22 protein-coding genes are annotated in these 26114 nt (G+C 40.3%); 17 read left to right on the top strand and 5 right to left on the bottom strand.

Going from position 1 to position 26114, the window contains the following annotated elements:
* The first annotated feature begins 4 nt into the window (after nucleotides 1–4).
* The 4 genes from argB (at nucleotide 5) to BUB71_RS10175 (ending at nucleotide 3873) form a co-directional block, all read left to right on the top strand.
* Entirely contained in the window at nucleotides 5–787 is a 783-nt protein-coding gene (gene argB / locus BUB71_RS10190; RefSeq protein ID WP_175552339.1) for an acetylglutamate kinase, read from the top strand.
* Nucleotides 771–1970, top strand: a complete 1200-nt coding sequence (locus BUB71_RS10185) for an acetylornithine transaminase (protein WP_073154740.1) — start codon at nucleotides 771–773, stop codon at nucleotides 1968–1970. The genes argB and BUB71_RS10185 overlap by 17 nt, the downstream gene beginning before the upstream one ends.
* On the top strand, nucleotides 1942–2913 hold the full coding sequence (argF, locus tag BUB71_RS10180; protein WP_073154739.1) for an ornithine carbamoyltransferase: 972 nt from the start codon (nucleotides 1942–1944) through the stop codon (nucleotides 2911–2913). The genes BUB71_RS10185 and argF overlap by 29 nt, the downstream gene beginning before the upstream one ends.
* 294 nt (nucleotides 2914–3207) lie before the next feature.
* Entirely contained in the window at nucleotides 3208–3873 is a 666-nt protein-coding gene (locus tag BUB71_RS10175) for a TerC family protein (protein ID WP_073154738.1), read from the top strand.
* Nucleotides 3874–3932: 59 nt separating this feature from the next.
* On the opposite strand, the gene BUB71_RS10170 is transcribed toward BUB71_RS10175, so the two are convergent.
* Nucleotides 3933–4232, bottom strand: a complete 300-nt coding sequence (locus BUB71_RS10170; protein WP_073154737.1) for a hypothetical protein — start codon at nucleotides 4230–4232, stop codon at nucleotides 3933–3935.
* Between the two features lie 173 nt (nucleotides 4233–4405).
* Here BUB71_RS10170 and BUB71_RS10165 point away from each other — a divergent pair, with 173 nt between their 5' ends.
* The gene (locus tag BUB71_RS10165) at nucleotides 4406–4669 is read left to right on the top strand and encodes a hypothetical protein (protein ID WP_073154736.1); all 264 of its coding nucleotides are present in this window, start codon (nucleotides 4406–4408) and stop codon (nucleotides 4667–4669) included.
* Nucleotides 4670–4677: 8 nt separating this feature from the next.
* A complete protein-coding gene (locus BUB71_RS10160) occupies nucleotides 4678–5919 on the top strand; it encodes a glutathionylspermidine synthase family protein (RefSeq protein WP_073154735.1) in 1242 nt (413 codons plus the stop codon).
* Nucleotides 5920–6064: 145 nt separating this feature from the next.
* Here the strand turns inward: BUB71_RS10160 and BUB71_RS10155 are convergent, their stop codons facing one another.
* Nucleotides 6065–6916 (bottom strand): polysaccharide deacetylase family protein, encoded by an 852-nt coding sequence (locus BUB71_RS10155; protein ID WP_073154734.1) that lies wholly within the window; start codon nucleotides 6914–6916, stop codon nucleotides 6065–6067.
* A 17-nt stretch (nucleotides 6917–6933) separates the two neighbouring features.
* Complete coding sequence (gene corA, locus BUB71_RS10150; RefSeq protein ID WP_073154733.1) at nucleotides 6934–7896, bottom strand: magnesium/cobalt transporter CorA; 963 nt, start codon at nucleotides 7894–7896, stop codon at nucleotides 6934–6936.
* A 374-nt stretch (nucleotides 7897–8270) separates the two neighbouring features.
* On the opposite strand from corA, the gene BUB71_RS10145 reads away from it, so the two are divergent.
* The 11 genes from BUB71_RS10145 to BUB71_RS10095 all read left to right on the top strand — a co-directional run bounded on the left by BUB71_RS10145 (nucleotide 8271) and on the right by BUB71_RS10095 (nucleotide 24267).
* Complete coding sequence (locus tag BUB71_RS10145) at nucleotides 8271–9491, top strand: argininosuccinate synthase (RefSeq protein ID WP_073154732.1); 1221 nt, start codon at nucleotides 8271–8273, stop codon at nucleotides 9489–9491.
* Nucleotides 9488–10894: an argininosuccinate lyase gene (gene argH / locus BUB71_RS10140; RefSeq protein WP_073154731.1), complete on the top strand. Its 1407-nt coding sequence runs from the start codon at nucleotides 9488–9490 to the stop codon at nucleotides 10892–10894. The genes BUB71_RS10145 and argH overlap by 4 nt, the downstream gene beginning before the upstream one ends.
* A gap of 1066 nt (nucleotides 10895–11960) precedes the next feature.
* Nucleotides 11961–12647, top strand: coding sequence for a cell division ATP-binding protein FtsE (gene ftsE / locus BUB71_RS10135; RefSeq protein WP_073154842.1), 687 nt, complete (start codon nucleotides 11961–11963; stop codon nucleotides 12645–12647).
* Nucleotides 12637–13533, top strand: coding sequence for a permease-like cell division protein FtsX (gene ftsX / locus BUB71_RS10130; protein WP_073154730.1), 897 nt, complete (start codon nucleotides 12637–12639; stop codon nucleotides 13531–13533). The genes ftsE and ftsX overlap by 11 nt, the downstream gene beginning before the upstream one ends.
* Nucleotides 13534–13621: 88 nt before the next feature.
* Nucleotides 13622–14680: a murein hydrolase activator EnvC family protein gene (locus BUB71_RS20205; RefSeq protein ID WP_073154729.1), complete on the top strand. Its 1059-nt coding sequence runs from the start codon at nucleotides 13622–13624 to the stop codon at nucleotides 14678–14680.
* 61 nt (nucleotides 14681–14741) lie between these two features.
* Nucleotides 14742–15827: a peptidoglycan DD-metalloendopeptidase family protein gene (locus BUB71_RS10120; protein ID WP_073154728.1), complete on the top strand. Its 1086-nt coding sequence runs from the start codon at nucleotides 14742–14744 to the stop codon at nucleotides 15825–15827.
* Between the two features lie 130 nt (nucleotides 15828–15957).
* Nucleotides 15958–17394 (top strand): S41 family peptidase, encoded by a 1437-nt coding sequence (locus tag BUB71_RS10115; RefSeq protein ID WP_073154727.1) that lies wholly within the window; start codon nucleotides 15958–15960, stop codon nucleotides 17392–17394.
* A gap of 112 nt (nucleotides 17395–17506) precedes the next feature.
* Entirely contained in the window at nucleotides 17507–18640 is a 1134-nt protein-coding gene (locus tag BUB71_RS10110) for a PDZ domain-containing protein (RefSeq protein ID WP_245815570.1), read from the top strand.
* 430 nt (nucleotides 18641–19070) lie between these two features.
* Complete coding sequence (gene uvrB, locus BUB71_RS10105) at nucleotides 19071–21011, top strand: excinuclease ABC subunit UvrB (RefSeq protein WP_422785140.1); 1941 nt, start codon at nucleotides 19071–19073, stop codon at nucleotides 21009–21011.
* A gap of 8 nt (nucleotides 21012–21019) precedes the next feature.
* Nucleotides 21020–23860, top strand: coding sequence for an excinuclease ABC subunit UvrA (gene uvrA, locus BUB71_RS10100; protein ID WP_073154724.1), 2841 nt, complete (start codon nucleotides 21020–21022; stop codon nucleotides 23858–23860).
* A 14-nt stretch (nucleotides 23861–23874) separates the two neighbouring features.
* Nucleotides 23875–24267 (top strand): DUF302 domain-containing protein, encoded by a 393-nt coding sequence (locus BUB71_RS10095; RefSeq protein WP_073154723.1) that lies wholly within the window; start codon nucleotides 23875–23877, stop codon nucleotides 24265–24267.
* 215 nt (nucleotides 24268–24482) lie between these two features.
* Here BUB71_RS10095 and BUB71_RS10090 read toward each other — a convergent pair whose 3' ends face one another.
* Both BUB71_RS10090 and BUB71_RS10085 read right to left on the bottom strand, forming a co-directional pair.
* Nucleotides 24483–24854, bottom strand: a complete 372-nt coding sequence (locus BUB71_RS10090) for a hypothetical protein (protein ID WP_073154722.1) — start codon at nucleotides 24852–24854, stop codon at nucleotides 24483–24485.
* 340 nt (nucleotides 24855–25194) lie between these two features.
* Nucleotides 25195–26031: a class D sortase gene (locus tag BUB71_RS10085; protein ID WP_073154721.1), complete on the bottom strand. Its 837-nt coding sequence runs from the start codon at nucleotides 26029–26031 to the stop codon at nucleotides 25195–25197.
* Between the last annotated feature and the right edge of the window lie 83 nt (nucleotides 26032–26114).

The raw sequence follows: 26114 nt of genomic DNA, 5'->3' as shown, positions 1-26114 counted from the left end.
AACCGTGAAAACGATTGTGATCAAATTAGGTGGCAGTATACTTGAACATTTGGACTCCACATTCTTTCATGACTGTCAACAGTTATTGCAAGAAGGTTTTTATCCCATCATTGTTCATGGTGGTGGTCCAATGATATCCGAACATTTGAATAAATTAGGCATCCAAACTCGTTTTATCAATGGGCGACGATATACTGACCAGCGGAACTTGCAACATGTGATTCAATCGTTAGCTGGTGATGTCAATAAACAGCTTGTCTCACGCTTTATAGCTGAGGAGATATCAGCGATTGGAATCAGTGGAATCGATCTGCAATTATTAAAGGCACAGCCAAAAGATCCGCGCTTTGGTTTTGTAGGAGAGGTTGTAGATGTTCATACAGAGGTTCTTATAACACTCCTAGCAGCGAAATGGATTCCAGTTATTGCCCCGTTGGGCTTAGATCACAATGGGCAAGCCTACAATATTAATGCAGATGAAGCTGCGTCAGCAATTGCCGATGCGGTAGGAGCAGAGAAGCTAGTCATGGTAAGTGATGTTCCGGGGGTGATCATTCAGGGAGAAAAAATGGATCAACTCACTACCCAGCAAATTGATCACTATATACAAACGGGAGAGATTACAGGAGGCATGATCCCAAAGGTGCAAGCAGGGACAACTGCATTGCAAGGAGCAATCAGTGAAGTCGTTATATTAAGTGGTCATAAAAAACATCCACTTACAAGCCAAGGGACGGGAACACGATTACTTAGTAAAGGAGCTGGCAATCATGTCATTATTTCCTAATTATCAACGTGACTCCCTTACATTTGTAAAAGGTCGTGGCAGTTACCTTTATGATCAATCAGGAAAGAAGTATCTTGATTTCGGATCAGGGATTGGTGTTACAAACCTTGGTCATGCTCATCCCAAGTTGGTGCAATCCCTGCAACAACAGGCAGCATCACTTTGGCATACTTCAAACCTTTTTACTCAACCTGCTCAAGAAGAAGTGGCAAACCTGTTAACCCAAGCGAGTCAATTGGATGCTGTTTTTTTCTGTAACAGTGGGGCTGAAGCAAATGAAGCCGCTTTTAAATTAGCAAGAAAATGGGGGCATGAAGTAAAAGGAGTAACCGAGCCAGAGGTCATCACGTTTTCTCGCTCATTTCATGGAAGAACGATTGCTACATTAACGGCGACCGGGCAAGAGAAGGTGAAAAAAGGTTTTTCACCACTCCCGGCAGGCTTTGTGATTGCGCCAGAATTATCTCTTTACGCAGTCGAAAAGGTACAGAGTCCGCAAACTGTGGCTGTCTGCCTTGAGCTGGTTCAAGGAGAAGGTGGTGTCTATCCCGTCCCAGCTACCTTTATTGGTCAATTAGTCGCATGGTGTCAAGCCAACCAAATATTATTGATCATTGATGAAGTTCAGACAGGTATGGGGCGAACCGGTGAATGGTTTGCTTTTCAACATTATGGAGTGAAGCCAGATATCATCACCTTAGCCAAAGGTATGGGAAATGGCTTTCCAATTGGAGCGATGTTAGCAACCTCAGAACTGAAAGATTTGTTTTCACCCGGTTCTCATGGAACCACCTTTGGAGGAAATCCACTAGCGATGGCAGTAGCAAAAGGTGTTTGTGAGCTATTACAAGAACCCTCGTTTTTGGAGCAAGTGAAGAAAAAAGGACAGATGTTACTCGCACATTTAGCACAGTCTCTTCACCCCTTACAGATAGTTAGAGAAGTGCGTGGATTAGGATTCATGATTGGCATCGAGCTATCCCACCCAGCAACGGATGCAATCAGCGCATTGCGGTGTAAAGGGCTGATTGCACTACCTGCCGGTGACCGTGTGATTCGTTTACTTCCACCATTAATCGTAACGATTGATGAGTTAAAAAAAGCTGTCGATTTGATCTATCAAACGCTATCCGTTGAAGAGGAGATGGGGGAAAATGATGCAAAGCTTGAAATTAGCGAATGAAGAAATACTTCTTTCCTTAAAAAATAAAGATTGCCTCACCTTATTCGACTATACCCCAAAGCAGATTGAGGCATTGGTTCTAAAAGCATACGAATTGAAACAGCAAAAAAAGGAACAGGGCTCACTTCAGTCTACCCTTTCTAATAAAGGCTTAGCACTCATCTTTGATAAAGCATCGACCCGTACAAGAATCTCCTTTGAGACAGGCATGAATTGGTTGGGTGGATTTGCTATGACCTTTAACCAACAAGATTTACAGCTTGGTAGAGGGGAGTCGATTGGAGATACTGGTGCAACAATCTCTCGCTATGTGGATGGAATTATGATTCGAATTAGTAATCATCAACTTGTGGAACAATTGGCGGCTGCTGCTGAAGTACCCGTGATCAATGGTTTAACTGACTTATATCATCCCTGTCAAACATTGGCTGATTTGCTAACCATATATGAACATAAAGGGAATTGGCAAGGTTTGAAAATGGCCTATGTGGGTGATGGAAATAATGTATTGCATTCATTGATGCATGGGGCAGCCGCAGTAGGAATGGATCTATCGATTGCTACACCATCAGGATATGAACCGCTAGCTTCAGTCGTTGATGAAGCAAAAGAGTGGGCAAAACACACAGGTGCAGTGTTACACTTATGCCATGATCCAATTGAAGCAGTACAAGATGCAGATGTTATCTATACAGATGTATGGGCAAGCATGGGGCAAGAGCAAGAAAAAGAGGCACGAATCAAAGCATTTGCCGGATTTCAAGTCGATGTAGCTATGATGAATCAGGCCAAACAAGATGCGATCTTTATGCATTGTCTACCTGCTTACCGCGGAATTGAAGTGACTGAAGAGGTGATCGATGGGTCCTCATCAGTTGTTTTTGATCAAGCTGAAAACCGTTTACATGCACAGAATGGATTATTAGTTACTTTATTGGCTTAATTTGTTACGAGGATGTTCAAACTTAGCCGCGAGCAAACAGCATAGATTTATATATACTATAAAGTGAGAATGAAATAAGAACGAGCCTTCTTTGTATGAAAAGGGGAGTAGCTATCACGATAAAGTCGTCATTACGAGCAAACGCTCCGGCTTTTTCGGGCAACATTTTTGTTGTCAGCAAGACCTTTACTTACATGTTTTATCGTGTAGGTAAGGGTCTTGCTCTTTTTTATGATAAAGAAATTTATTTTTACACAAAATGAAATGGTAAAGGAAAGGTGGTTGGATCTATAAATGGAACTCTTTACAACATCTTTTTTAACAGGTTTACTCACTATCATCATCATCGACCTTGTCTTAGCAGGCGATAATGCCATTGTGATTGGTATGGCTGCTAGAAATTTACCACCGGAACAACAAAAAAAGGTGATCTTCTGGGGGACGGCTGGAGCTGTGATCCTCAGGATTATTGCCACATTGGTTGTCGTTTATTTACTACACATTCCAGGTTTATTGTTGATCGGCGGACTGCTATTACTATGGATTGCTTTTCAGCTGCTGACCGATGAGAAAGATCATAATGTGGAAGCTGGGAAATCGACTTGGGCTGCCATTCGAACGATTATTGTTGCCGATGCGGTAATGGGCTTAGATAATGTACTAGCCATTGCCGGAGCTGCTCACAATAACTACTGGCTTGTTATTATCGGTCTGCTTGTAAGTGTACCCATTGTGGTCTGGGGAAGTACACTCTTTATTAAATTGCTTGATCGATACCCCTTTATCCTTTATATTGGCTCTGCCGTACTCGCTTGGACAGCAGCAAAAATGATGCTAGATGAAAAGCTGATCAAAGCATACCTTCCTAATCCTATTTTTTTCCAGATTATCATTGTCGCCATCGTCCTCTTACTGGGCTGGTGGATCAAACATCGCAATACAGGAAAACAAGATGAATAGTAAAGATTTATGGGCAAAGTCATGTGATCTGCTTATGACCATGGTTTGCGGGGATGCTTCTAAAAAGAAATGGCTGATTCATAACATAGGTAATGGTTTCTATTCTTCAAGATAAAAAGGGTGTAGTGATCACAAATTATTAACTTGATCACAGCCCTTTGTTCTTCGAATGGGGGAACTTCAGTTTGAGAATTAACTAATGTTCTCCCTTTGTACATGATAGTTGCATGTACATGTAACTGATGCTCAGGATCGGTTAAATCTACATCTAAATCATCAAGCACTAAAGATGTTTTCACTTGTTGGTCTTCATGTTTTTCGTAATTATTAGGAAATACAAAATCCCCGGATTTACTCAAACAGATGTCTCTAACTCTCCATGAGTGGATCCAGAATATTTCGTTTACCGCTACATGATAAGAAAATATAATTTTCAAAACAATGGTAGATTATGCACCCGTTTGCTTATATGTAGTATTTTTAAAATAAATCAATTATAGTTAATATGACAGATAAAAGTGAGGCGAAGAGAATGAAGAAAACGAAACAACTGATCACATTATTTGTCAGTGCATTGGTTGTAGCTCCAATGTCTGGATGTAGCCCTGATGAAGAAGTAGGGGTGTGTTATGATAACGATTACGATAATTACTGTGATGATAGTGGAAAAACATATGACAAAAACTCCTATGTTGTGATTGATGGTGTGAAGCAGCGTCTTTTTATTGATGAAGATTCATTTGATGATTTACGAAGTGGCTTTGGACGAAGTGAGTTACATAGCAATGGCGGGTGAGTATACCAGTGGAGGATTATGCAAAATTAAGAAAAAAAATATATCAACCACTTCAAGCAGCAGGGATTTTTAATTGGGATTTTCTTTACAAAGAAGAGTATGCGCTTTCAACTGTCTATCGGATAACTCCTCAGTTTGTCGAGGAGATCAGAGAAGCAACACGTCGAATCGGTCAGTTATTTACACGGGTGGCAAATCAATTGCGTTTGGCCCCAGATTCGTTATTTGCTAGCCTAGGTTTGCCCCCAGAAACATGGGAATCTGTAAGATTACTAGTGAATCAACAGGTGGCGACTACCATCGGGCGTTTTGATTTCGCATATACTTCCTGTGGGCTAAAATTGCTTGAATATAATAGTGATACGCCTACCAGTATTGTCGAATCATTTTATGTCAATCAATATATTGCTGATTACTTTGACTGTGAAAATCCAAATCAAGGATGCGAGCAACAGTTGACAAAAGCGTTTCAGCAAATGATGGATGATTATCAAAAAAGTGGTTATCACATTGACTCAATTGCTTTTAGTGCATTAGATTGGCATCGAGAAGATCGCGGCACTGCAATCTACTTGATGAAGCAGTCGGGTCTTCCCAATGCGCAGTTTGTCCCGTTAAATCGGATATCGATTAGCCGAGAAAGGGTATATGCAATCAATCCAGAAACAGAGGAACAGCAGCCGATTGATCTGCTTTATCGCCTTTACCCACTGGAGATCATGGCACATGAAGTAGATGAAAAAGGTTTTCCGATTGGCTCCCAGCTACTTCGATTAATCGCTGAGAAAAAAGTGGCAATTGTGAATCCGCCATCTGCCTTTTTGATGCAAAGTAAGGCTGTGCAAGCATTAATTTGGAATCTTCATGAACAAAAAACTTTTTTTACAGATGAAGAACATGAACTGATCGAAACTTACTTGCTACCCACTTATTTAGATAATGTGTTCCGTGGTGTAACTCCGTATGTTCAAAAGCCCTTTTTTGGTCGTGAAGGAGGTGGCGTCACACTCTTTGATCAGTCAGGAATCATGGAGGCTACAGATGTAGAACGGAAATATGTGGATCAGCCAATGGTATATCAACAAAGAGTAGAGTTAGAGACAATTGAGACTCCTACCTTAAAAGGTAAGTTTCAAGGAAAAGTACTGTGGGGCTCTTTTTTTATCGGTGGTGAAGCTTCAGCCATTATTGCTCGTGTAGATCGAGAGATTACAGGAGATATGGCCTATTACTTACCCATTGTTTATTGAGATTTATCTTTTTGTTGTTCCAAATTGAATTTTGCAGCTTTTCGCTTTAGATATGTTGTTCCCAATATCATAAAAAGGAAACCCAGCATGATCAGTAACTTTCCCCAATCCATTTTCAATCACCTCTCTACTCATATCATCATTTTTATCGGTCTACTAAAGGATACTGTTCTAGTTTTACAAAGCGAAAGCCTTTTTGACGGAGTTCAGGCAAAGCAGCTTGAAGTCCTTCCGCAGTATCACCATTTGGTTGATTCATATGCAGGATAACAATAGAACCTGGCTTTGCTTTGAGCAATGCTCGCTTTACTTCGTTTTTGGGTAGAGTCGCTCCAGCGTCACCCAAGATATCGAAATTGACAATTTGATCCCCAAGTGCTTGTACCACTTTCACAGCGATGTCATCATAAAAAGCGGTTCCTGAGCGGAAAAAATGAGGGCTCCGCCCAGTCAGCTCTTGGATACGCTTATCATTCCCTTCCACTTCTGCCAATAGTGCTTTAATATTTTTTGTTCCTTTGATTCCATAGGCGGAATGTCCATTAATCGATAATGGACGATGTTCAGTTCCATGATTTTCAATTTCAAATAAGGGATCATGAGCTAGCTGTAAGAATCGTTGTGGGTCAACATCGATCCATCGGCGATTGATAAAAAGTGTCGCAGGAATTCGCTCTTTGCGTAAGAATTCAATCAGTTTTTTATCATATTTACTCCCTTTTGAACCACCACAGGCGTCAAAAGTCAAAGCGATCACTCGTTCTTTTGTTTGTAAGCGCTCTCGAACACCAGGAATATGTTCACCCCATGCAGTAGGCTTTTGATTTTGGTATTGCGCTATTATTTTTTGATCAATAGGGGCTTGTCCAGTCTCTTTTTTCGGGGTTGTTTTTTTGACTTTACTAGCATCTACTTGTTTGATCACTGGTGTCACCGAGCAAGCTGCCGTTAATAAAAGCGGCAGGATGATTAAGAAAAGCCATTGACGATGATGCATAGTTCCATCCCTTTCTTTTAGTCTGAGTTGAACCAACCTTTTCTTTTAAAGTTATAAAAAAGTATGAGTCCAATCACTAGCATAATCAGTAGTACCGCAAAGTACCCATATTTCCATTCAAGTTCGGGCATATATTTGAAATTCATGCCATAGATACCCGCGATAAAGGTGAGTGGCATAAAGATAACTGTAATAATGGTAAGTGTCATCATATGTAAATTCATCCGGTGTGAATTAACGGATAGGTAGTGATCACGGATATCATTAGCAAGTGCGCCACTCGATTCGATCATTCCTGCTAACTTGATTAGATGATCATGAATGTCAGAGTAATAGAAACGCTCCTCAGCACTTAAAAGCATCCGATGTGAGTTTAGTGTTCGATAGAGTAGATCGCGCATCGGCCAGATCGCCATTCGCAAGTCAAGTAAATGACCACGAATTCGAAATATTTCTCGCATAAAATGATGGGAAGTACCCCGTTGATTTAAAATGTGTGCTTCAAACTCGGTCAATTGATCCTCCATATTCTGTGCAACAGGGAAATAGTTATCTACAAGCTTGTCTATAATCTTATATGTAATACCATGTGTGCCGCGATTGCGAATGCCTTCTTCATTTACACAGAGCCGCTCCCAGATGATGTCGATTTCAGGACGTGGATCATAATGAAAGGTTAAGACAAATGTAGGACTAATGAAGAGATCCACTTCTTCAGCCTGATAATTCGTTTGGTTCATTGCTTGAAGAACAAAGAATTGATAGTCATCATAATAATCGAGTTTTGGTTTTTGGGTATAGTAATAGCAATCTTTCACAGCTAATGGATGAAAAGAGAATCGTTCTAGTTCTTGCGCTTCATCAGGTGTTGGTGTTGAAAAATCAACCCAATACCAATTCCATGTTTTTTGCAGTAGATCATCAATCTGTTTGGGATAATGTAGTTCACCCGTTTCATCCATTGCCATTATACGAATCATGTAAATCCTCTCTTTCAACAAAAGATTCTTTTAGTATTATATACTAATCAAGTTTAATAAAAACCTTTCATTAAAATTAAGAAGTAAATCAGAGGGTGGGCAAAGGTAGTCGTTCCGTCAATATTTCAGCTTCGCCTTCAGTTCAGGCTGCATAGATGTATAAAAGGTGTTTCTACTCGCTGTATCAACTCAGTTGCATGCGTGAAAGTGAGACTTACAACATTCATTGCTTTTGCGGTTGAAGGGTGAAATATGGATGAAGAAGCCTTACTTTTGTCTAGGAATGGTTTTTTTAAGAAAGTAATGGACTTTTGGCTGTAAATATGTATAATAATACAAAGTGATGAATTTTTATGAGTGGAGGCACGTGAAAAGTGACCAAGGAGAAAGTAGTACTCGCCTATTCTGGCGGATTAGATACTTCAGTAGCGATTAAATGGATCAATGAAAAATATAACTATGATGTAATTGCAGTTGCACTTGATGTTGGGGAAGGTAAAGACCTTGATTTTATTCGAGAAAAAGCTTTAAAAGTAGGGGCGATTGAATCGATTGTGATCGATGCTAAAGAATCATTTGCACAGGCGTTTCTAACCCCTGCATTGCAAGCTAATGCGTTGTATGAGGGGAAATATCCGCTTGTATCCGCTTTATCACGTCCCTTAATCACACAGGCACTTGTTGAGATTGCTGAGGAAAAAGGTGCGGTCGCTGTAGCACACGGTTGTACAGGAAAAGGAAATGATCAAGTTCGGTTTGAAGTAGCAGTGAAAGCATTAAAGCCAGATTTAAAAGTGATCGCGCCTGTTCGTGAGTGGCAGATGTCACGCGATGAAGAGATTGCTTATGCGCAAAAGCATGAAATTCCAATTCCGGTTGACTTGGATAATCCATTTAGTATCGATATGAATCTATGGGGACGTAGCTGTGAATGCGGTGAATTAGAAAATCCTTGGAACGCTCCTCCAGAAGCTGCCTATGAATTAACAAAGCCACTTGCAGAGACACCAGATCAGCCAACAGAGATTGAGCTTACATTTGAAAAAGGTGTGCCAACAAAATTAAATGGTGAGAGACTCAGCCTAGACCGGATCATTACAAAGCTGAATCAAATTGCTGGAGAACATGGGATTGGTCGAATTGACCATGTTGAGAATCGTTTGGTAGGGATTAAATCACGTGAGGTTTATGAAGCGCCTGGTGCGATCACTTTGCTAACAGCACATCGTGAGCTTGAATTTTTGACGCAGACACGGGATATTGCTAAATTTAAGCCACAAGTAGAACAACAATGGGCACAACTGATCTATGATGGGCTCTGGTTTTCACCACTCAAGCAAGCTCTAGATGCATTTATTGCGGAGACACAGAAAACAGTGACAGGAAAAGTGCGTTTATCCCTTTTCAAAGGGCATGCTACAGTGACAGGACGAGAATCACAATACTCCTTGTATAATGAACAATTGGCTACTTATACACCTGACGATACTTTTGATCATCAAGCGGCAGTAGGTTTTATTAGTTTGTGGGGATTACCTACAGAAGTTTATGCCAATGTACAACGGGAGGCAAAGAAAGAAGGACAGAAGGTATGAAATTATGGGGTGGACGGTTTACAAAAGAGACCAACCAACTAGTCGAGGCGTTTAATGCCTCGATTCTTTTTGATCAACAGTTAGCTGAAGAAGATATTGCGGGCAGTCTTGCCCACGTTGCCATGTTAGGTCGATGCGGAATTATAGCCAAAGAGGAAGCTGAGCAGATCAAGGAAGGCCTTATCACAATTCGTGAGCGAATTCGTCGTGGCGAGATTGAATTTCGAATTGAAGATGAAGACATTCATATGAATATTGAACGATTATTAATTGAAGAGATTGGACCTGTGGGCGGGAAGCTACATACAGGAAGAAGTCGGAATGACCAAGCGCAGGTTGATTTCCATCTATATGTGCGTCGGCAGACAGTTCAGATGGTAGAACTTTTAGTCGCTTTACAGGAGGCATTACTTTCACAGGCACGAGAGCATGTGGATACGATTCTTTCAGGCTATACACATTTGCAAAAAGCGCAACCTGTCAGACTCGCTCATCATCTCATTGCCTATGTTTCGATGTTTGAACGCGACATAGAGCGACTGATCGATAGCTATAAACGTGTCGATCTCTGTCCGCTCGGAGCAGGGGCAATGGCAGGCACTACTTTTCCCATTGATCGGCACGATGTAGCTGAGCAGCTCGGTTTTGCTCGACTCTATGACAATAGTATGGACGCAGTGAGTGACCGTGATTATGTAGTTGAGTTTTTAGCCCATAGCTCGCTTATTATGGTTCATCTTTCGCGTTTGGCGGAAGAGTTGATCCTCTGGTCAAGTGATGAGTTTCGGTATATTGAGTTAGATGATGCCTTTTGCACAGGTAGCAGTATGATGCCACAAAAGAAAAACCCTGATATCCCTGAATTAGTGCGTGGGAAGAGTGGACGCGTCATTGGTCACTTAATGGGCATTTTAACCACAATTAAGGGACTTCCTCTCACCTATAATAAGGATTTACAAGAGGATAAAGAAGGTCTGTTTGATACTGTTCACACCCTGCAAGGTTCATTACAGTTGATGGCACAAATGATTGCCACCATGACGGTAAATAAGAAACGAATGGCATCAGGTGCAGAATCTGGCTTTACCAATGCAACCGACTTAGCGGATTACCTTGTGAACAAAGGTCTTCCATTCCGCGAAGCACATGAAGTCGTGGGTCGTTTGGTACTTCATTGTATACAAGAGAAGAAAACGCTTAATGCATGTAGTTTAAGCGAGTTTCAACAGTTTTCTTCATTGGTAGAAGAAGATATTTTCAAAGCGATTAGCTTAGAGCAAGTGGTTGAAGCAAGAAAGAGCTATGGTGGGACTGCACGTGTACAAGTAGAAGCAACATGGAAACGGAAACAAAAGCAGATTGAGGCAGCCAAAGTTTGGTTGCATGAGAAGAGCCAATCCTAGTATGGGGATTGGTTCTTGATATTAGTGTGAATATTCCATGTGTCATTCCACTTGCCTCCTGACGAAGATGTCTGCCGAAGGAGGGGGAGATCAGATTTTTCCAGTTTATGGGATATTTGATTGAGCTTAATGATAATCTGTTTGTCAGGATTCATCCCAGTGAACAGAGGGATGATATGCGAGTGACTGCTGAACGTTTTGACCCCCATGCTCATGTACTCATTGATGGAATAAAAATACTAACAAATTGATTGCAGATCGAGCTTATCATAGAGTGAAGGAAAATCCTATTTTATTAAGAGGAAAAGTAGAAGTATCTTGTTGAACTACTACCACCTATAGAGGTGGTAGATTCCTGCGAACACCAGACCAACGTCCAGTTATCTTAGCAGGCTCTACCCGCCGTCCCAGCGGTGAAAACAAAGTATGCTCTGCTATGCTCCCTACATTCGCTTGGTTTTCGCAACTTCGGTGAGCTGGGTGGTTGAAGATTTTACGTTACTGACCCTTTCCAGCAACAACCCCATATCTCCAGTTTTCAAAGAGCTACAACTATTCTAACAAAAAAAGTGGTTCTAAGCATCCCCGCATAAGGGATACCGAACCACGTCCCATTCACCTCACCGCTTGTAGAAGCGGGAGTACTCTTGGACGAATTTGGATAGAAGTAGAAGAAATCGTGAAGTTAATATATGGCGGCACTTTGCATACATCTTCATAGCTTAAATAGAGACTAAGCGTGAAGTAATGACAGAACCCCTATCTTTGTCTGCAAAATGGAATAAACTTGCCGTATACTTCCTTTTTAATATAAAATGTGAAACGTGTTATAATAGATTGTGAGTTTTGTAAAGGCAATTTTTGTTGTATAATGTCAGGCATGGTACACCCCATTATTTTGGGAGGAATTGATTTCGATCAAGTAAGACCTTCCCTACATATCAAGATGAGCATATGAGCATCAGCTGGGCGTAGAGAGATAGAATCAAAGGATCATATGTGACCTGAGATTCTCTTTTGCATTGAGTGACAGTCAATGAGAGTTTGTGGTTTGGAAGGTGATGTTGTGATTGAAATGCATGGTGTTTGGAAAGTATATCCAAACGGTGTAGAGGCTTTACGTGGAATTGATGTACGTGTAGAACCGGGCGAATTTGTTTATGTGGTCGGGCCTAGTGGTGCAGGTAAGAGTTCCTTTATCAAGTTAATGTATCGAGAAGAAAAACCTGATCATGGGGTAGTACTGGTTAATGGAGTAAATGTTAAGCGTGTGAGAGATTGGAAAATTCCTCACGTCCGAAGAAAAATTGGCATTGTATTCCAAGATTACAAATTATTGCCGAATATGACAGCATTTGAAAATGTGAAATTTGCGATGGAAGCAGTTGAAGCGCCTAAGCGGAAAATGAAGGCACGTGTTGAAGAGGTGTTAGAACTGGTTGGTTTATCTGATCGGATACATGCAAAGCCTAATCAGCTTTCAGGGGGCGAACAACAACGTGTCTCTATCGCTCGTGCCATTGTGAATAACCCATCACTTGTGATCGCGGATGAGCCGACAGGTAATCTCGACCCTGAGAACTCTTGGGATATTATGTATCTGTTAGAAGAGATCAATAATAGAGGCACGACTGTTGTGATGGCAACCCATAACAAAGAGATAGTAAATACACTTCGACAAAGAGTAATTGCGATTGAGCAAGGTCTGATTGTTCGAGATGAACTAGGGGGCGAGTACGGATATGAAGATTGAGACCCTGACTCGTCATCTGCGTGAGGCGTACCGCGGGGTGCAAAGAAACTTGGCGATGAGTTTTGCTGCTATCAGTGCTGTAGCAGTTACCCTGTTTGTCTTTGGAATTTTCCTAATCGTGGCCTTTAATATGCGCTATATCTCCAATGAGCTTGATAAACAAGTTGCGATTACAATCTCATTAAAAGAGAACTTGGGACAAGCAAAGATCAGTGAAATGGTAAACAAATTAAAAGCTGATCCAGATCAGAAGTCAGTTGAGTATGTTTCAAAAGAAGAAGGTTTAAAACAGATCAAAGAGCAATGGTCAGATACGCAGTTTATTGAAGGACTAAGCGATGATGGATCAAATCCATTGCCAGATGTCATCCGAATCCAGCCCAAGAATCCAGATATGACTGGCAAAATGGCTGCTCGTTTTGAAGGTATGCCAGGCGTTGAAGCGGTCGATTATGGGCAAGGGGTTACTGAAAGGCTACTCAGCTTTTCTGGATGGCTTAGAAATATCGTGTTGATCTTTGGCTTTGGATTAGCAGGACTTTCTGCTTTCCTTATCTCCAACACAATTAAATTGACGATTATTGCACGCCATCGCGAGATTGAAATTCAGCGACTGGTAGGAGCGAGTAACTGGTTTATTCGATGGCCATTCTTTTTTGAAGGTTCCTTTATTGGAGTAAGTGGAGCGGTCTTCCCGATCATATTAGTCTTGATCCTCTATCAAGCAGCTCTTAGCGTGATAAATGATGGACCAACTTATGGTATTTTTAAACTGATGCCTATGCTTTCACTCGGGCCATATGTAGGTGGATCAATTTTGCTACTAGGTGCTTTCATTGGAGTAACAGGAAGTATCATCTCCGTCCATCGATTCTTAAAGATTTAACGTTGTAATTTGCCAATTTTTAGAAAATGATTATACTGAAAGACTAACAGTGAATCCTTATTTGCTAAAACATCAGGAGGGTCTAGTTTTGAAGCAAAAACTATTCATCACTTTGGTGGCAACTATCGTTCTGGTCAGTTCATGGATTCCAGGGTCTAGTTTTGCTGAGAAAAAACCACAAGAAAAATTAAAAGAGATACAAAAGCAGAAACAGAATGTCGAAAAAGAAGTTGACAAAGTAAAAGGTCAACTGGATCAATCGAAACAAGAAGTTGAAAAACTAGAGACACAGATTGAAGAACTGGATAAGAAAATGGCTCAATATAACGAACAAATGGCAGCAAACCAGAAATTATTGGCGAAGAAGGAGCAACAATTAAAAAAATTTATTCGCCGCATGTACATTCAAGGTGAGACTCGATATATGTCCAAAATTCTTACCTCGAAAAGCTTCGAAGAGTTTTTGGTTCGTTATCAATTAATCAGTACATTAGCCAAAAGAGAGTCAAATGTAGTCACTGGCTATCGAGAAACCAAAGAAAAAATCACGACAGCACAAAAACAACTAGCGGCTTCTAAACAAAAACAACAACCATTGATTGAAAACGCTCAGAAAAAATTAGCGACAATTAAAAGTACATATGACAAAAATAGTCAACAATTAGAAAAAATCACCAAAGAAGAAGAGGCTACAAAGAAAGATATTGAAGAACTACAGAAGTTGGCAAAGAAAGCTTCTGGGGACTTCAATAATAACTTTGGTTCAGGCGTGTTAGGGTTCCCATCGACACAGGGAATGGTTTATTGGAATTATGGGCAAAACCGTGGCGATCATATACACGCGGGAGTAGATATTCCAAGACCGATTGGGAAACCAATCTATGCTGCTGACTCGGGAGTTGTGTCACTGACCAAGGCGAATCCTGGTGGATATGGGTATTATGTCATGATCAATCACGGTGGAGGCTTGTCCACTTTATATGCACATATGTATCGTAGTACGGTATTGGTAAGTGTTGGTCAAAAGGTGAGCAAAGGACAGAAAATTGCTGAAGTGGGAAATAATGGTCGCTCTTCAGGGCCTCACTTGCATTTTGAAGTGTGGAAGAATGGAAATCCAGTCAATCCACGAGGCTACATCAATTGATCCTTCCAACGAAGGGGGTACAGATGATTAATGAGTTCTGTTGGCGGGGAGGACTTTCAAATTGGTTAAAAAAGTAGCCATCACGCTCAGTCTATTTATTCTAGTAGCTTCTTTTATTCTATCGCCTGATCTGATCTTTGCAGAAAAGATATCACGTGAAAAAATCAATCAGATTAAAACGCAGAAGAAAACGGTCTTAGATCAAATAACAGCAAAAGATTCGGCAATGAAAAAAGAAATCGATAAAATGAAAGCTGCGCAACAAAAAATCGATACAATCGAACAAGATGCTGCAAAAGTAGAGATTGCTTTGAATCAGGCTGAACAAGAATTAAAAATATATGATGATAAGTTTAAACTAAGGGTTCGTAAACTTTATCAACGAGGCGAAATGGGTTACATGGCAACGCTGTTTGCTGCCGATTCATTTGGTAAGTTTTTACATCGTTTTGAGATCGTGCGTGTGATTATGAAGAAAGATTACGCTTTGATTGAAGAACGCAGGCAAGCAAAGAATAAAGTGAAACAAAAGTTGACAGCGTTCAATAAATTGCGTGATGAGCAAAATCAAGAAGTGCAAAAGTCAAAAAAAGCATATGATCAGTTGATGGCAGCTCAAAAGAAAGATAAGACAAAACTGAGTGAGATCCAAGAAATCGAGGAAATGCATGAGGAAGAAATGATTCGTATTAACCTAGAGGATTTGCGTAGTGGTAAATTGAATTTTCCTTATGTTGGACCTTTGCAAAGGCCTTCTCATCTACGTCAAACTTCAGCTTTTGGTTATCGAATTCATCCCATCCACCATACAAAGAAGCTACATGCAGGAATCGATTTTGCAGGACCGATTGGCACCCCGGTTTTAGCAGCTGGTAACGGTGTAGTTGTTGAAAGTCGCCCTTCTAATGGATATGGCTGGCTAATAACTATTTACCACGGAACGCAGAATGGTAAACGGGTTTACACGCGTTATGCACATAGTTATCCCAATCAAGTAAAAGTGAAAGCAGGACAAGAAGTTGTAGCCGGAGAACAGATCACATCGATTGGAAATAATGGTTGGTCGACTGGACCACACCTTCACTTTGAAGTACGTCTTGGAAATAGTGCCCAACCACCACCAGTTGACCCAGAAACATATTTCTAACAAATTAGAGTGGAAAAGATATTCCACTCTTTTTTTATCAGATAAGATTTTTATAGACTTTTATTTAACAGGGAATATGGCATAATGATTTATTATATATATTCGGTTTTTAGCCGAGGGCGGTGAAAGAATGGTATTCCGAGGGAAAGTTGTATTAGGCATCATCCTAGTAACCATGATTTTTAGTAGTGTGGTCACTTTTGCAGTGACAGACTTTGTTGATCAATTCGACTTAACAAAGGATGTCTCCTTAAAAAATTCTTCTGTTCAGAACGAAAAATTGGGCAAGGCTTTTAAATTAATTAAATCTCGTTATCTTCACCAAGTCACAGATCAGCAACTGATCGATGGCGCGATTGATGGAATGGTTCGTGCGTTAAAAGATCCCTACTCTACATACATGGATCAAAAAACCGCAGCAGACTTTATGTCTGATCTTCGATCTTCCTTCTCGGGAATTGGTGCAGAGGTTCAGATGCGTAATGGAAAAGTGACGATTAGCACGACAATTAAAGAGTCTCCTGCTGAACGAGCAGGCTTGCGACCGAACGATCAGATTTTGAAAGTAGATGGAAAATCACTAGACGGATTAAATTTAAATGAAGCAGTCAGTAAAATCCGAGGGCCAAAAGGATCAAAAGTAAAGCTGGATATTCATCGACCTGGTTCTGAAGGATCTGTCGAATTTACATTAACTCGTGATGATATTAAGCAGGATACGGTAACATCAGAAGTACTTGACAATAACATTGGATATATTAAGATTAAGCAGTTTTCCGAGAATACACGGCAAGAGTTTGTAAACCAGCTAAGTAAACTAGAAGGGAAGAAGATTACTGGTTTATTGATCGATGTACGTGGGAATCCAGGAGGATTGCTTGAATCTGTGCAGCAGATTCTTGAAGAATTTATACCTGCTGATAAAAAGATTTTGATGACTGAAGATCGAGATGGGAATAAGGAGTCATTCTATGGTCGGGCCAATTCATTCAAACCTTATCCAATCGGTGTTTTAATTGATAATGGAAGTGCGAGTGCAGCAGAGATTCTAGCAGCCGGTTTAAATGAATCTGCCAATGCCTTTTTGTTGGGCGAACGGAGCTTTGGTAAAGGAACTGTACAGACAGCAGTCGATTTTGAAGATGGCAGTAACATTAAATTAACCATGGGAAAATGGTTAACACCCAAGGGAAATTGGATTGATCAACATGGTGGCAGCAAGGGGATTCAACCAACAGATTTGGTGAAATATCCTGAGTATATGAAGGCGATTTTCCCAGAACCCAAACAACCACTCGTAAAAAATAATAATTCCACGCTCGTGAAAAACATGCAAATTATTTTACAAGCGCTTGGTTATGAATCTGGTCGAGTCGACGGATATTTTGATGATAAAACGGAACAAGCACTCAAAAGGTTCCAACAAGCACAGAAAATCCCTGCCAATGGGGCTTTTGATCAAGTGAGCGCAGAGCATTTGAGAGATGCATTTGTGGACATGTTAAATGATTTGAAGAAAGATGTGCAAATCCAGGCAGCCGTTCAAAAACTCCAAAAGCATAAATAAGAAAAAAAAGGAAAATATATCATGAATCTCGAATTGAATCGAAAGTGATCAAAATGCGTACAAAGTAGAGATTCATGATCTGCTTTGAATGGGAGGTTGTGAGCACGTGATTATGCTCCATTTGAATTGGACCACCTTTTTTGCACAGCCGTGGTGGGTTTTAAGTTTCTGCTATCCTCTGATTCATATTACCCTGTTGAATTTTAGGGAACGAAATCGCTGGGGAAGCTCTTTACATCCACCAATCCCTTATCTATTGCGGACATATTGCCTCGGCATCTTTGTCGGGGCTGTTCTTTCCGGATTATTTTCATTATTTTCTGTCACATTCCCTTTTACTTTATATGAATTTTACCTTGTTTGGTTGTTTACACTTATTTTCTCAATTGCTGGAATGCGTTTTGCATGCTTCAGCTATGCGGTTACTTGTTGTGGGTTTCTACATCTTTTGATCAAACTGATTCCTTTTGTTCCTGATTTATCTACTTTCTATTATCAATGGTGGAAGTGTTTACAGCAATTTCCGTTACGGAACTGGCTTTGGCTTGTTGCTCTGTTACATTTATGTGAGGCCTTTTTGGTACGAATTGACGGCTCATCAGGAAAACAAATTATTGAACAAAAGCATCTGAATCAACAGATTGTGAATGGATTTTACTTCTCTCAGGTGTGGCCAATCCCACTACTACTACCTACACCGATGGGGCTATTTCCCTGTCCCTTTTTGCTCAGTTTTTCCGATCTCAATTTATCTCGTACCATTCGTAGACATCAGCGTCAATCTGGAACAATCTATTTTCTATACGCCACTGGACTTGTTTGTTTATTGATTTTATCCTCTTTTTATCCAATAATTACTTATGCAGCGCTATTTTTTACTTTGATAGGTCATGAAGGATTGTATCAATGGCGCTGTTATCAAGAGCGGAAGATGACCCCTCTTTTTATCTCAAATCAGAAAGGATTGCGGGTTTTAGATGTGTTTCCACATTCGCCTGCTGATGATATGGGAATCCGTAACGGTGATATCTTATTCCGATTAAACGGAGAAACCGTCCGTACAATTGATGATGTTACAACCATTACTCAGAAAGCGGCTTACTGTAAGTTAGAAGTACTCGATGAGGAATTAGATCATCATAATCTTCAACGTCCCTTGTTTGAAAATGATCCTTATCATCTTGGAATGATAGGTGCGATTGCTGATCAGTCTGAGGAAGATGAACAGAAGGAACAAAGTATTTGAAACAAAGAAAATCTGATTTGTTAAAAGAAGAAGCAGTAGCATTTGGATAAAAAGAGAAGAAAAGTAGAGTCATATTTCACGGAGTCTTGAAGACATTTATGCAGCCTGAACCTGCGTCATAAGTATGAAATATTAACAGCACCACTACCTTTGTCCTAGTGAATCGAAAAAAAGAGTGAAACATTCTAAATCTGGCGGTCTATATGAATGCCAGATTTTTCACGTATGGAACCCTTGTTCTCTATTTGTTAATGATTGTGCTATAATAGAAAAGTACATAATAGTAAACTAGACAATTTACGGGCTTAAAATTGATTTTAAGAAGAATCATTGAAAGGTTAGCATGATTCAGCTACGATCTGTTAATCATAGAGAAAACGAGGCGATTCTGGTGAAGTCAACATTTAAAATATCAGCACCATTTCAACCAATGGGTGATCAACCACAAGCGATTGAAAAACTTGTCAAAGGTATCCAAGAGAATCATAAATATCAGACGCTGTTGGGGGCAACAGGTACTGGGAAGACTTTTACAATCGCTCAAACCATTGCTCGTGTAAATAAACCAACACTGTTGATTGCACCAAATAAAACACTTGCAGCTCAACTATGTGGAGAGTTGAAGTCATTCTTCCCCGAAAATGCAGTAGAGTATTTTGTTAGTTACTACGATTACTTTCAGCCAGAAGCCTATGTACCAGCAACAGATACTTATATTGAAAAAGACTCATCGATTAATGATGAAATTGATAAATTGCGACATTCAGCTACCAGTGCATTGTTTGAACGTACAGATGTAATCGTAGTTGCAAGTGTCTCCTGCATTTATGGTTTAGGTTCTCCCTCTGAGTATCGAGATTTGGTTTTGTCTCTTCGTGTAGGAATGGAAAAAGATCGAAATCAAATCATTCGTAAACTGATTGATATCCAGTATCAACGAAATGATATGAATTTTGCACGGGGGACATTTCGTGTGCGTGGCGATGTACTAGAGATTTTCCCTGTCTCTCGAAGTGAGCAAGCAGTTCGCGTTGAGTTCTTTGGAGATGAGATCGAACGAATTCGGGAGATCGATGTTTTAACAGGTGAAGTGATTGGAGATCGGGAACATGTGGCGATCTTTCCTGCTTCTCATTATGTGACCAGAGATGAAGTGTTAGCTCGAGCAATTCGCGATATTGAGTTTGAGTTGAAAGAACAGCTTACACTATTTCAGCAAGAAGGTCGGCTTCTTGAAGCACAACGATTAGAACAGCGGACACGTTATGACCTGGAAATGATGCGTGAGATTGGCTTCTGTTCTGGGATTGAAAACTATTCGCGTCATTTGATTGGTAAAAAAGCAGGAGAGTCCCCCTATACGCTGATCGATTATTTTCCAGAAAACTTTCTGATCATAGCAGATGAATCGCATCAAACGATTCCCCAAATTCGGGCGATGTATAATGGCGATCAAGCACGCAAACAAGTGCTAGTTGATCATGGTTTTCGTCTTCCTTCTGCTAAAGATAATCGTCCGCTTAAATTTGAGGAATTTGAAAGTAGAGTGAAGCAGATGATTTTTGTCTCTGCTACACCAGGTCCTTATGAACTGGAAATTGCCCCTGATTTTGTAGAGCAGATTATTCGTCCGACTGGGCTACTTGATCCAAAAATCGAAGTTCAGCCGATTGCTGGGCAAATTGATCATCTGATCGGTAAAATCCGTGAACGGATTCAGCGAAATGAGCGAGTACTCGTTACAACACTTACGAAAAAGATGTCTGAGGATTTAACAGATTATCTAAAGGAAATTGGTATTAAGGTGCGCTACTTGCACTCTGATATTAAAACAATTGAACGGATGGAAATTCTGCGTGACTTGCGTTTAGGTGAATTCGATGTGCTTATTGGAATTAACCTATTACGCGAGGGTTTAGACTTGCCAGAGGTATCATTAGTAGCTATTTTAGATGCTGATAAGGAAGGGTTTTTACGGGCTGAGCGTTCACTTATCCAAACAATTGGACGTGCTGCTCGTAATGCAAATGGCGAAGTGATTATGTACGCCGATCATGTGACTGATTCAATGAAGAAAGCAATTGAGGAGACAGAAAGAAGACGTCGGAAACAAGAGGCATATAACAAAGAACATCACATTACGCCTCAAACGATTCAAAAAGCAGTGCAAGAAGTAATCGAGGCGACGAAAGTGGCTGAAGATCAAGCTGAGTATAGTATTTCGTCAGATCGCCTTTCAGATAAAAAGGCACGAGCTGCTCTATTGGAGCAATTAGAGCAAGAAATGAAACAAGCAGCAAAAGATTTGCAGTTTGAACGAGCGGCGGAGTTACGTGATTTACTCATGCAATTAAAAGCGGAAGGAGCATAAAGCAAAAGATGGTTCAAGAAAATATTGAGATATACGGTGCGCGTGTTCATAATCTAAAAAATATTGATGTTGTGATTCCACGCGATCAACTTGTAGTGATTACAGGGCTTTCTGGTTCAGGAAAGTCCTCACTTGCCTTTGATACCATTTATGCAGAAGGACAACGACGCTATGTCGAATCCTTATCAGCATATGCACGACAATTTTTAGGGCAGATGGAGAAACCGGATGTAGACCGAATAGAAGGATTGTCTCCCGCAATTTCAATCGATCAAAAATCAACTAGTCGTAATCCTCGCTCTACTGTAGGGACGATTACGGAGATATACGATTACTTCCGACTTCTGTTTGCTAGGGTTGGACAGCCGCATTGCCCAGAACATGGTATCCCGATTCGGTCTCAAACCATTCCACAAATGGTTGATCGGATTATAGAACTGCCTGAGCGAAGCCGGATTCAAGTGATTGCTCCCCTGGTAAAGGGTAGAAAAGGAGAGCATCAAAAAAAACTTCAAGAGATTCGTAAAGAAGGATTTGTGCGTGTCAGAGTTGATGGCGAAATTCGTGATCTTTCGGAAGAGATTCAATTGGAGAAAAACAAGAAACATACAATTGAGGTAATTGTTGATCGCTTAATTTTAAAAGAGGGAATTGAAACAAGGCTGACCGACTCATTGGAGATTGCCCTTCAACTCTCTGATGGGGATGTTTTAATCGATGTAATCGGAGAACAAGAGTTGAAATTTAGTCAAAATTATGCCTGCCCAGAGTGCGGCTTCAGTATGGATGAATTAACACCTAGAATGTTTTCATTTAATAATCCATTTGGCGCATGTCCGACTTGTGATGGCTTGGGGACACGAATGGAGATTGATCCACAATTGGTTGTCAACGATCCCCATAAGTCGTTGCGTGAAGGTGCGCTGGGCTTTTGGTCATCTGAAAAACGGACTTATTACTTTCAAATGCTAACTTCTTTTTGTAAAGCACAAAAGATTGATATGGATTGTCCATATGAAGATTTACCAGCAGCAGATAAGAAAAAGATTCTATATGGTTCTAAGCAGAAATTTTTGTTTGAATATGAAAGTGAGTCTGGATTTTCGCACCGAAAGGAAGTTACATTTGAAGGTTTAATCCCTCAATTAAAGCGGAGACATCGCGAGACGAATTCTGACATGGCTCGAGATTATATTGAAGGGTATATGGTAGAGAAAGAGTGTTCAACATGTAATGGAGATCGATTGCGACAAGAGAGCTTACATGTTCTGATCAATCAGCAGAATATAACTGCGTTAACACGTCTTTCCATTCAGCAAGCACACCAATTTTTTACCCAGTTACAACTGACTGAAAAAGAGTATCAAATTGCACGTCTTGTTTTACGTGAGATTAAGAGTCGTTTGCAGTTTTTAATCGATGTAGGGCTCGATTATTTAACCTTGCATCGTGCGGCAGCTACATTATCTGGCGGTGAAGCACAGCGAATACGACTAGCTACACAGATCGGATCAAGTTTGATGGGTGTTCTGTATATTTTGGATGAACCAAGTATTGGTTTGCACCAAAGAGATAATGCCCGATTAATCGCAACCATGGAAAAAATGCGTGATTTGGGTAATACTTTAATTGTTGTAGAGCATGATGAAGATACAATGCGGGCTGCGGACTATTTGATTGACGTTGGTCCAGGAGCTGGTGTGCATGGTGGACAGATCATTGCGATTGGAACACCTGAGGAAGTAATGAAACATCCCAAGTCCCTTACAGGGCAATACTTGAGTAGACGAAAAGAGATTCCGATTCCTGAGCAGCGTCGCAAACCAAATGGGAAATGGTTAGAAATCGTTGGTGCTGCTGAAAATAACCTCAAAAATGTGCATGCAAAAGTTCCGTTGGGGCTATTTACATGTGTAACGGGCGTATCAGGCTCTGGAAAAAGTACTTTGGTAAATGAAATTTTACTCAAAGCATTATCTAGACATCTTTATCGGTCGAAAGTAACTCCAGGGAAATATCGTAATATCAAAGGTTTGGAGCATATTGATAAGGTCATTGATATCAATCAAGCACCAATTGGGCGGACACCACGCAGTAATCCAGCCACCTACACAGGCGTTTTTGATGATATTCGGTCAGTTTTTGCCTCTACACCGGAGGCAAAAGTACGTGGGTATCAGAAGGGGCGATTTAGTTTTAATGTGAAAGGAGGCCGCTGTGAGGCTTGCAGAGGTGATGGAATCATCAAGATCGAGATGCACTTCTTGCCAGATGTTTATGTCCCATGTGAAGAATGTAATGGAAAACGTTATAACCGCGATACATTGCAAATTAAGTATAAAGGCAAAACAATTGCTGATGTCTTAGATTTGACTGTTGAGGATGCGCTTGTCTTTTTTGAAGCGATCCCACGAATCAATCGAAAGTTGCAAACACTGGTTGATGTTGGATTAGGATATGTGAAATTGGGTCAACCGGCAACGACGTTGTCCGGTGGGGAAGCACAGCGCGTCAAACTAGCTTCAGAACTCTACAAACGGAGTACAGGTCGAACGCTCTATATTTTAGATGAACCTACCACAGGTCTTCATATGGAGGATGTGGCAAGGCTTTTAAAAGTATTAGAACGTTTAGTTGAGAGCGGGGAAAGTGTACTTGTTATCGAGCATAATCTTGATGTGATCAAAACAGCCGATCATGTGATTGATTTGGGACCTGAGGGTGGTACTGGGGGCGGAATGATCGTTGCAGAAGGGACTCCTGAACAGATCATACAAGTAGCAGAGTCACATACAGGACATTTTTTAGCACCTGTATTAGCCTCAAATCAACCAGAACTGGTAAAGTGAAAGGGTGAACGTTGATGACTGCATATACAACACAAGTAAGTGGCCCAATTGAAGATGTAGTTCGTGCTTTTGAAGAAGAGAGCAAGCAGTCTAAACTAGCCCTTGTGAGAAAGACAGATATGCAAACAAAGTTATTAGAACGGGGGATCTCCCTCGGTCATTTTTATTGGATACTTGAATTTATTGAGCCTGATCTAAGTAAAAACATTCTCTTAACAGATTTGCTAGCGGGTCTCTATCTTCCAGGTAGAATTGCGATCTATCCCCACAAAGAAAGTGAACTCATCACCATTAGTCTATTTTTACCTACACAATCTCTTTCCAATGAAATGAATCGAGTCAGTTATTGGCTACGACAGTGGGAAGGGAAAATGATTGAATTGGTAAAGCGAGTTCAAGCTCGATAAAAGATGCTGTAAAAATTTAACCTGTGTTGAAAATAAATGCATAATCGAATGTGGTTCGTTAATAAAAATAAAGGATTTTAGTAAGATTAAGCGAATGTATGAATATATAGAAAATACCTCTGTCGATGCTTGGGAAGGTCGGAATTTCCATGTTGGAATCATCGGCAGAGGCGAATGGTTATTTGACTATTCTGATATTGAAGCGGCTGTCTATACTATAATAGCATCAGTCCTTCTTTTTTATAATCCACTGTTTTCGAGGAACAGTGGGTTTTTTTGGGAGAAAATATGTCATAATTTTTCCCATAGATGATCGTATTCCCATTCCCCATGTTGATGACATTTCCATCCAGTAGATGAATACGAAGCTTTTCCTGATCTTCTGTCACCAACTCAACCCAAAAAGATTTGCGCAACGATGGTTTTAGTACTTGATGTTGAAACTCAAATTGAACGACAGTTGCCGCATCCTCTTTTAACTCGTAGTCACCATCAGGTGACAGTAACTGATAGTAAGGCTGTACTCGGAAATGGTCAAGAAAGCGTTTGCGCTCTTCTTTGGGCCCTGCAATGGATAGATTTAACATGAAAACCCCCCTTAAAATAGTGCTGAAAATTCAGCAATTGCATTATAACAGAAATTGGATTGTTTACCAAATATATTTTTGTGAATGTTCTTATCTGTTTTAAGGATGTTTTTAATATGGGCAGTGCACAGAGAGTGCTTGTTTTATAAGTGATCTCGCCGAAATACACCTTTTCATAAATATCAAACCATTTATACATTGAATAAAATAATACAAAAAGTTTTTATGGAATGTTTGTTTTTTTATATTAATTTCGTTGTTTTTAAACGGGAATGTTCGTATATTCGGATAAAAAGCGAACAGTATACAAAAAAGAAAGCAACAGTTCGTTGCTTTCAAATTATTGACTTAACGGAATCAGGTCAGATTGAATAATATACCGTTCAGGTGCTGAACCTACGAAATCAAATGGATAACAGGTGGTCAGGGTAAGTACAGGTGTCTTGGTCGGCACAATTACAGTGCGGTCATCTTTGTTTACTCTCCAGATTTTACGTACTTGATATGCGTATATTTTCCCATGGTAATGTACGTAAAGCTTATCGCCCTTCACTACTTTGTTTAGTCCACGAAAGACGGTATCCCGGTGTCCAGAGAGAACAACATGTCCTGTTTGATCAGGTGCAACAGTACCATAACCAATGTACTTACCAACACCTTTTTTTAATGAATTATCATCCGTACCTTCAATAATAGGATAAGTTTTTCCCATCCGTGGGATATAAAGAGTTCCGATTTTGCTACCTATTTTATCCGGTTTGTGTGTGGTTACTTGGGTAGTGGGCTTTTTTTCAACTTGTGTTTGTTGAGGTTTGGTTTGCGTTTGCTGCTGCTCAGGCTGTTGTTGTTTGGGCTGTTCTGTCTTTTCTGGTTGTTGTTGCTGCTGATTTGGTGTAACTTGTGTTGTATTTTGATTTTCAGGCGGATTATTCGTTGTCTGATCAGGGGTCGGTGATTCCTGATTCAGCATTGAATCTCCAACTGTGGTTAAAGATTTCTCTTCTTTTGTACTATTCCAGTTTTTAGATATCTTTGTGACTTGGGCTGCAAGTTGGGGATCATCTACTTCAGGATTACTTTGATCCCACCATTGGTAGCCATTATATCCTCCTAGCCCTAATCCCGTTACAATCATAATCCAAGCGACTACTCTTGGAATAATATCAGATAACATCATGATTTTTGATTCATCTCCTTAGAACACGGCTTCAAGTAAAAAATTTTGAAAGAAGGAAAAGAAACAAGCCTGTTGAAGAATTA

It is taken from the genome of Seinonella peptonophila, from assembly GCF_900129355.1.
GTDB classification, from domain to species: domain Bacteria; phylum Bacillota; class Bacilli; order Thermoactinomycetales; family Thermoactinomycetaceae; genus Seinonella; species Seinonella peptonophila.
This window is presented reverse-complemented; position numbering and strand designations above follow the sequence as displayed.

Excerpts from the sequence above, each read along its gene's own strand:
- argF (WP_073154739.1), top strand. The coding sequence starts at position 1,942 with ATGATGCAAAGCTTGAAATTAGCGAATGAAGAAATACTTCTTTCCTTA.
- BUB71_RS10155 (WP_073154734.1), bottom strand. The coding sequence starts at position 6,916 with ATGCATCATCGTCAATGGCTTTTCTTAATCATCCTGCCGCTTTTATTA.
- BUB71_RS10115 (WP_073154727.1), top strand. The coding sequence starts at position 15,958 with ATGGTATTCCGAGGGAAAGTTGTATTAGGCATCATCCTAGTAACCATG.
- BUB71_RS10185 (WP_073154740.1), top strand. The coding sequence starts at position 771 with ATGTCATTATTTCCTAATTATCAACGTGACTCCCTTACATTTGTAAAA.
- ftsX (WP_073154730.1), top strand. The coding sequence starts at position 12,637 with ATGAAGATTGAGACCCTGACTCGTCATCTGCGTGAGGCGTACCGCGGG.
- BUB71_RS10085 (WP_073154721.1), bottom strand. The coding sequence starts at position 26,031 with ATGATGTTATCTGATATTATTCCAAGAGTAGTCGCTTGGATTATGATT.
- corA (WP_073154733.1), bottom strand. The coding sequence starts at position 7,896 with ATGATTCGTATAATGGCAATGGATGAAACGGGTGAACTACATTATCCC.
- BUB71_RS10110 (WP_245815570.1), top strand. The coding sequence starts at position 17,507 with ATGCTCCATTTGAATTGGACCACCTTTTTTGCACAGCCGTGGTGGGTT.
- BUB71_RS10165 (WP_073154736.1), top strand. The coding sequence starts at position 4,406 with ATGAAGAAAACGAAACAACTGATCACATTATTTGTCAGTGCATTGGTT.
- BUB71_RS10095 (WP_073154723.1), top strand. The coding sequence starts at position 23,875 with ATGACTGCATATACAACACAAGTAAGTGGCCCAATTGAAGATGTAGTT.
- BUB71_RS10175 (WP_073154738.1), top strand. The coding sequence starts at position 3,208 with ATGGAACTCTTTACAACATCTTTTTTAACAGGTTTACTCACTATCATC.
- BUB71_RS10090 (WP_073154722.1), bottom strand. The coding sequence starts at position 24,854 with ATGTTAAATCTATCCATTGCAGGGCCCAAAGAAGAGCGCAAACGCTTT.
- uvrA (WP_073154724.1), top strand. The coding sequence starts at position 21,020 with ATGGTTCAAGAAAATATTGAGATATACGGTGCGCGTGTTCATAATCTA.
- argH (WP_073154731.1), top strand. The coding sequence starts at position 9,488 with ATGAAATTATGGGGTGGACGGTTTACAAAAGAGACCAACCAACTAGTC.
- uvrB (WP_422785140.1), top strand. The coding sequence starts at position 19,071 with ATGGGTGATCAACCACAAGCGATTGAAAAACTTGTCAAAGGTATCCAA.